Origin of the sequence: Burkholderia sp. Se-20373, from assembly GCF_017104705.1 — a bacterium.
GTDB lineage: Bacteria > Pseudomonadota > Gammaproteobacteria > Burkholderiales > Burkholderiaceae > Burkholderia.
In genome coordinates this window covers 1-6,686 of the sequence record NZ_JAAGPH010000250.1, presented here as the reverse complement: position 1 = coordinate 6,686, position 6,686 = coordinate 1, and the positions used below count along the sequence as shown (strand labels likewise).

The following is a 6,686-nucleotide window of genomic DNA, read 5'->3' as shown; positions in this document are numbered from 1 at the left end:
ATCGCAGGTCCGTCGCCTCTCACGCTTAAAAACTTTGTTTGACTCAAACTAAAAAAGTTTGACACCGAGATTTCACTGAGATAAGTTTTGCGCAAGCTTCCGGAAAGCATTCCGGCCAGCCCCGCCGCACTCGGGTGCAGCGTCAGCAGCCACGCGAACAGCGCGAGCGACAGCGCGGCCGGCACCAGCAGCCACACCGGCCGGCCGTCCTTCAGCACGAGCCACGGCAGGTAACAGCCGACGATTTCGGCCAGCGCGGTGGCGGCAAACAGCGCCGCGATCCTCATCAGTTCGGTCATCCGGTTCCTCGTGAATTCGGCCCCGTCACCCGGGGCCGCACGGCCCCGCCGTGCGCCGCCGATCATACCCGAGCCACCCTCGCCGGACGCCCCGCCAGCCGGGCGTTTCCCGGCAATTTGCACGATCATCCGCCATCGTGCTATCATGTCGCCTGTTTCAACATTCAATCTCTGTCTATTCGATTTCGAGAGAAGTCCGTCCGCGCGTTGCGGGTCGGCGCTTCGACCGAAATTGCACACACAGGAAAGCCCGCCCGACAGGCCCGCTTTTCTCGTTTCGTTGCCCCTCCGGGGCGCTTGCCGGAACGCTGGACACCGTCCGCACCGGCATCTGCCGCCAGCATCACGCGGCCCATTCTTCATGAGCGCACTGTCGCGACGGCCCATCGGGCCCGCGTCGAAGCAGCCCCTTACGGCCCTTTACCGCCTGCAATGCAGTAAGTGCTTAAAGGTCTGCCCCGACGCGCCGCATCCGACACCGCGCTCGCCGGCAAACCGTGTCGGACGGCCCGCCCGTTCGGCGCAGTCAAAGGAGTGCATGACCTTGACCGCAACACACGTCAGCCCGACCGCTGCTTCTTCCACCGCTTCGTCGTCCGGCGAAGCCCCGCTCGTCGCGGACGACATCACCGTCGTCGACCAGAGCCTCCTCAAGCGCGCCGTCAGCGCCATGGCCATCGGCAACGCGATGGAATGGTTCGACTTCGGCGTCTACAGCTACATCGCCGTCACGCTCGGCAAGGTGTTCTTCCCGTCCAGCAGCCCGTCCGCGCAGTTGCTCGCGACCTTCGGCACGTTCGCGGCCGCGTTCCTCGTGCGCCCGCTCGGCGGCATGGTGTTCGGCCCGCTCGGCGACCGCATCGGCCGCCAGCGCGTGCTCGCCGCCACGATGATCATGATGGCCGTCGGCACCTTCGCGATCGGCCTGATCCCCAGCTACGCGTCGATCGGCATCATGGCGCCCGTGCTGTTGCTCGTCGCCCGCCTCGTGCAGGGCTTCTCGACCGGCGGCGAGTACGGCGGCGCCGCCACCTTCATCGCCGAATTCTCGACCGACAAGCGCCGCGGCTTCATGGGCAGCTTCCTCGAGTTCGGCACGCTGATCGGTTACGTGATGGGCGCGGGCGTCGTCGCGCTGCTCACCGCGTCGCTGTCGCAGGAAGCGCTGCTGTCGTGGGGCTGGCGCGTGCCGTTCCTGATCGCCGGCCCGCTCGGCCTGATCGGCCTCTACATCCGGATGCGGCTCGAGGAAACGCCCGCGTTCAAGCGCCAGGCCGAAGAGCGCGAAGCGCAGGACAAGGCCGTGCCGAAGGCGCGCTTCCGCGAAACGCTGATGCGCAACTGGCGCGCCCTGCTGCTGTGCGTCGGCCTCGTGCTGATCTTCAACGTGACCGACTACATGGTGCTGTCGTACCTGCCGAGCTTCATGTCGTCGACGCTGCACTTCGACGAATCGCACAGCCTCGTGCTCGTGCTGATCGTGATGGTGCTGATGATGCCGCTGACGCTCGCCGCCGGCCGCCTGTCGGACAAGGTCGGCCGCAAGCCCGTGATGCTCGCCGGCTGCGTCGGCCTGCTCGCGCTGTCGATCCCGTCGATGATGCTGATCCATGCGGGCACCACGGCGTCGGTGTTCGGCGGCCTGCTGATCCTCGGCGTGCTGCTGTCGTGCTTTACCGGCGTGATGCCGTCGGCGCTGCCGGCGCTGTTCCCGACCGAGATCCGCTACGGCGCGCTCGCGATCGGCTTCAACGTGTCGGTGTCGCTGTTCGGCGGCACGACGCCGCTCGTGACCGCCTGGCTGGTCGACGTCACGCACAACCTGATGATGCCCGCGTACTACATGATGGGCGCCGCCGTGATCGGCATCGTGTCGGTCGTCGCGCTCGCCGAAACCGCGCGCCAGCCGCTCAAGGGCTCGCCGCCGGCCGTCGCGTCGCGCCGCGAAGCCCACCAGCTCGTGCGCCAGATGCGCGAGGACGACGAAGCGGATATCTACAGTGTCGGGTCGCCGGCACGCGCCTGAGCGTCGCCCATGAAAAAGCCCCGGCCGAAGCCGGGGCCCGATCGAACCCGATCCGCCCGACCGGCTTGCGCCGGCCGGGCTTTTTTTCATCCATTCGACGCCAGCGCGCTCATGCCTGCGCTTCGCAGTGGCGGCAGAAAATCAGCGCGCGAGAGCGCGACACGGCGGCCTGCGCACCGCGCGCCGCGACGATCAGCCCGACCTGACCGAGATTGAAATCGCGCTCGACCATCAACTGCGTCAGCGCGGCAAGCGGCAACACGAGGGACGGGTGGTACAGGCTCGATTCGATCAGGGCTTTCATCTGCGGCTCCATCAGGCAAGGCGTCATTCGATGGAGTGGATTCTAGGGACCGGCCGCGTCCGGATAAACAGCGCGAATGCGAAGTCACTTGTCAGCCGCCGAGAACAATCGACACTGGCATGCCCGGCAAGGCTGAGCGGGCGCTGGGCCGCGGCACGGGGCCCCGCCCAGGCCGCCGCGACGCCTAGACGAGCGGTGTTGCGACGAACGCCGGCAGCGCTTCAGCCCGCGCCGAATGCGCGGCCAGTGCCGGATAACGGGCCGGATCGATCCGCGCGAGCATCGGGTAGTCGGCCGCCATGAACTGCGTGAAGCGCCATGCGACCGCGACCGTCACGTCGGACTGCAGCAGGCGCGCGCCGCCGAACCAGCCGTGCGCGGCCGCGACGAGCGGCTCCAGTGCGCCGTATGCACCCTCGATCTGGCTCAGCACGCGCTCGAGCCACGGCGCATGCTGCTTGTCGGCCGGACGCAGCGCCTGCTCGTAGACGACCTGCACGGTCTTCTCGGCGGCCGCCAGCGCGAAACCGACCGGCACGAGCGTGCGCAGCCGAGCATCGGCGGTATCGGGCAGCAAGCGCCGCTCGGGCGCGACCAGATGATCGAGATAGTCGACGATCAATGACGAATCGAGCAGCGTCGCGCCGTCGCCGGTCACGAGCGTGGGCGCCTTGACGACCGGATTGGTCGCCCTGAACTGTTCGAAATGACGGAACACCGAGATCGACTCGTGTTCGAACGGGAGGTCGAGCAGCTTCGCCGAAATGGCGACACGACGCACGAACGGGGAATCCAGCATGCCGATCAGCTTCATCGCGAACGCTCCGCTTGAGGGGAATGGGAGCGACGACTGTAGCAGCGTCGCGCGGCGTCGCCTAGGGTCCGTTCCCGCCCGCAACGAGCGGGGGCCGGCGCCGCGAACGCGTTTGCCGAAATAGCGGAACGTGCTCGGCCGGTCTTCGCGCCCGTGCGCCTGATGCGCATCAACCCACCGCGCGCGGGACTCACGATGTCCGGCCACAGTGACCATAATGCAAATTCACCCCCCCTTCCGCCCCAAGGTTCGCCATGTGGTATGCCCTCGTCGAGCAGCAGCGGGAATGGATGCGCGCCTGGCGTGCGGCGACACGGCATGCATTCGACGCCTGGCCCGCGGCCACGCTGCCGCACGCTGCGTCGTCGTGCTACGACGACCTGTTCGAGCCGCTGCTCGGGCCGCCGGACGGGCCTCCGCACTTCGACATCGGATGGCCGGCGCTCAGCGAGCGCGTCGTCGCGCGCACGCCGTTCTGCGACCTGCGGCGCTTCACGCGGGCCGACGCGCAGCGCACGGTGCTGCTGTGCGCGCCGCTCGCCGGGCACGCGGCCGTGATGATGCGGGAAACCGTCGAGACGCTGCTCGCGGACGGCGATGTCTGCGTGACCGACTGGCGCAATGCGCGCGACGTGCCGCTCGCGTCGGGCCGTTTCGGGCTCGACGAGTACGTCGCGACGCTCGACGGTTTCGTCGACGGGCTCGGGCACGACGACCGGCCGCTGCATGTCGTCGCCGTGTGTCAGGCAACCGTGCCGGCGCTCGGCGCGCTCGCGCTGCGGGCGGCGCGCGGTCTCCCGTCGCCCGCGAGCGTCACGCTGATCGGCGGCCCGCTCGACGCACGCCGGAATCCGAGTGCGCTCGGCACCGCCGCTGCCGCCCATTCGCTCGCCTGGTGCCGCCGCCACCTGATCGACGTCGTGCCGCCCGGCTTCGCGGGGCACGGCCGCCACGTGTTTCCCACCTATCTGCAACAGGGCGAGATCGCGCTCGTGTACCCGCAGCGCTTCCTGTCGCTGATCGAAGCGTACGCGCTGGCCGCGTCGCGCTTCGACATGACCGGACTCGCCGGCGCGCGGCGCGCGCTGCTCGAATACACGGCGCTGCTCGACATGCCGGCCGAGTATTTCCTCGATACGGTCGACGTCGTGTTCCAGCGCATGAGCCTTGCGCTCGGCACGTGGGACGTGGGCGGCCGGCGCGTCGAGCCGGCGGCTTTGCGCGGCCTCGTCCTGCTGACCGTCGAAGGCGCATGCGACAAGGTCACGGGCGCCGGCCAGACGCACGCGGCGCTCGACCTGTGCGGCGGCCTCGCCGACGACGAGCGCTTCCGCATCGACATCGACGACTGCGATCACTACGGGCTGTTTACAGGGGCGCGCTGGCGCGGGGACGTGCATCCGATGCTGCAGCGCGTGTTCGCGTGGGCCGAAGCCCGCCGCCCTCGCCCGCGCCGCATCCGGCGGACGTGATGCCGAATCAGCGCCGGGCCGCGTCGAGCAACGCGCGCACCTCGTCATCACTCGTCTGATCGAAGCGCGCGTAGAACTGGCTGATCCCGAAGAACGGCAGCGGCAGCGTCACCGTGACGAACGCGTCGGCCAGATCGTCGAACACATGCCGTGTACCCGCCGGCGCGACCGGTGCAGCCGCGATGATCCGCGCCGGATGACGCTCGCGTAACGCCTGCAGCGCGACGCGCATCGATGCGCCGGTCGCGACGCCGTCGTCGACGACGATCGCAATGCGCCCTTCGACCGGCAGCGGCGGCTCGGCACCGCGATACAGCGCTTCACGGCGATGCAGTTCGGCCGTCTCGCGCGTGATCACGTCGGCGAGCTGCGCGTCGGACACCTTCATCGAACGAAGCACCGAACGCTGCAGATGAATCGCCCCGCCCGTCGCGATCGCGCCCATTGCGAGCTCGGGATCGTACGGCACGCCGAGCTTGCGCACGACCAGCACGTCGAGCGGTGCATGCAGCGCGCAGGCGACCGGATAGGCGACGGGCACACCGCCGCGCGGCAACGCGAGCACGACGACATCGCCACGCCCCGCGTAATCGCGCAATGCGCCGGCCAGCTGGCAGCCGGCATCGGCGCGATCGGCAAAACACTCGAACACGATCGGCTCCCTGCCGTTGCGCCGGATGCGCGAAACCCGCATCGGCGCCTGTCAACGAGCATGGTTCATCGGCCGCGCCGATGCAAGCAGGGTCATACCGGCGCGCGCGGCGCCGCGGGAAGGGGTCAGAGGCCGCCGGCCTGCCGGTACAGCCGCCAGAACGACTGCGCATAGGATTGCGCGAGCTCGGGCGCACGCTGGAACACGTTCACCGTTTCCGCGTGCATGGCCGCGCCTTCGGACAACGTGGTCAGCGCGACGCTGTCGTCGACGATCACGAAGCGCGGCGCGGGATCGCCGTGCCGCGAATCGATCGCCACGTCGATACCGGATGATTTCAGATAGCCCGCGCCGCTGTACCGGCCCGCGCGCGGCGAACGCACGAGCACGACACGCACCTCGACCCCGCGCGCACGGGCCGCGCGCAGCGCGCTCGCGACCGCCGGCGGCACGTGCGTGTAGCCGGCCAGCAGCACGCGGCGCTGTGCCTGCCCGATCAGATCGACGGTCGCGTCGGCCGCCGCATTGTCATACGAAAAGTATGTGCCGACCGATGCGGCATCGGACGGAATCTGGGCGGCGTGGGCGCTCACCGCGCAGCAAAGGGCGGCGAGAAGGAAGGCGGCTGGTCTCATGGCGGGCGCCATTGTAGCGACGCCAATTCGCGTGGCAAGCACCACCTGGGAGGCTGCTGCGCCGACGCAACACACAGCGCAAAACCGGCGCCCGGTGAACGGGTTGGCGCCCGTCTTTCATGCGGTCGATCAGCCCGTCGCGACGCGTGAGAGCCAGCTCGCCGCGCCGTCGACGGAGCGGAAATCCGCGAGGCTGCGCGCCGGCAGCGCCGGATACGCACCACCGGCCATCTCGGCCAGCGCGCGGCCGGGACCGAGCTCGAGGAACGCGGTCGCACCGGCCTCCACGCACGCGGCAAGACAGGCCGCCCATTCGACCGGCTCCGCGATCTGGCGCGCAAGCTTGTCGAGGCCGGCGTCGACGTCCAGCACCGATGCGCCATCGATTCCCGAAAACAGCCGCGTGCCGGGCAGCGGCCGCCGTACGTCGGCCGCGGCGAGCGACCCGCGAAACGCCGGCACGGCCGCGGCGAGGCCGCGCGTG

The 6,686-nt window shown here is 69.2% G+C and carries 6 protein-coding genes and 2 pseudogenes; 2 read left to right on the top strand and 6 right to left on the bottom strand.

Annotated features, from left to right (window positions below; all coding sequences use genetic code 11):
* Positions 1 to 299, bottom strand: a pseudogene (locus tag G3N96_RS39535) (hypothetical protein); the annotation flags it as partial.
* Positions 300 to 837: 538 nt separating this feature from the next.
* Here G3N96_RS39535 and proP point away from each other — a divergent pair.
* Positions 838 to 2,325 (top strand): glycine betaine/L-proline transporter ProP, encoded by a 1,488-nt coding sequence (gene proP, locus G3N96_RS37160; RefSeq protein WP_089424992.1) that lies wholly within the window; start codon positions 838 to 840, stop codon positions 2,323 to 2,325.
* Positions 2,326 to 2,434: 109 nt separating this feature from the next.
* On the opposite strand, the gene G3N96_RS37155 is transcribed toward proP, so the two are convergent.
* On the bottom strand, positions 2,435 to 2,629 hold the full coding sequence (locus G3N96_RS37155) for a hypothetical protein (protein WP_069249260.1): 195 nt from the start codon (positions 2,627 to 2,629) through the stop codon (positions 2,435 to 2,437).
* A 184-nt stretch (positions 2,630 to 2,813) separates the two neighbouring features.
* Positions 2,814 to 3,443 carry a glutathione S-transferase gene (locus G3N96_RS37150; RefSeq protein WP_124575862.1) on the bottom strand — a complete coding sequence of 210 codons (630 nt, stop codon included), beginning with the start codon at positions 3,441 to 3,443 and terminating at the stop codon, positions 2,814 to 2,816.
* A 254-nt stretch (positions 3,444 to 3,697) separates the two neighbouring features.
* On the opposite strand from G3N96_RS37150, the gene G3N96_RS37145 reads away from it, so the two are divergent.
* Complete coding sequence (locus G3N96_RS37145; protein WP_124575863.1) at positions 3,698 to 4,915, top strand: polyhydroxyalkanoate depolymerase; 1,218 nt, start codon at positions 3,698 to 3,700, stop codon at positions 4,913 to 4,915.
* A 7-nt stretch (positions 4,916 to 4,922) separates the two neighbouring features.
* Here G3N96_RS37145 and G3N96_RS37140 read toward each other — a convergent pair whose 3' ends face one another.
* The 3 genes and pseudogenes from G3N96_RS37140 to G3N96_RS37130 all read right to left on the bottom strand — a co-directional run.
* Positions 4,923 to 5,567 (bottom strand): phosphoribosyltransferase family protein, encoded by a 645-nt coding sequence (locus tag G3N96_RS37140; protein ID WP_124575864.1) that lies wholly within the window; start codon positions 5,565 to 5,567, stop codon positions 4,923 to 4,925.
* Positions 5,568 to 5,692: 125 nt separating this feature from the next.
* A complete protein-coding gene (locus G3N96_RS37135) occupies positions 5,693 to 6,214 on the bottom strand; it encodes a phospholipase D-like domain-containing protein (protein WP_206140317.1) in 522 nt (173 codons plus the stop codon).
* A gap of 117 nt (positions 6,215 to 6,331) precedes the next feature.
* Positions 6,332 to 6,686, bottom strand: a pseudogene (locus tag G3N96_RS37130) (malonate decarboxylase subunit epsilon); the annotation flags it as partial.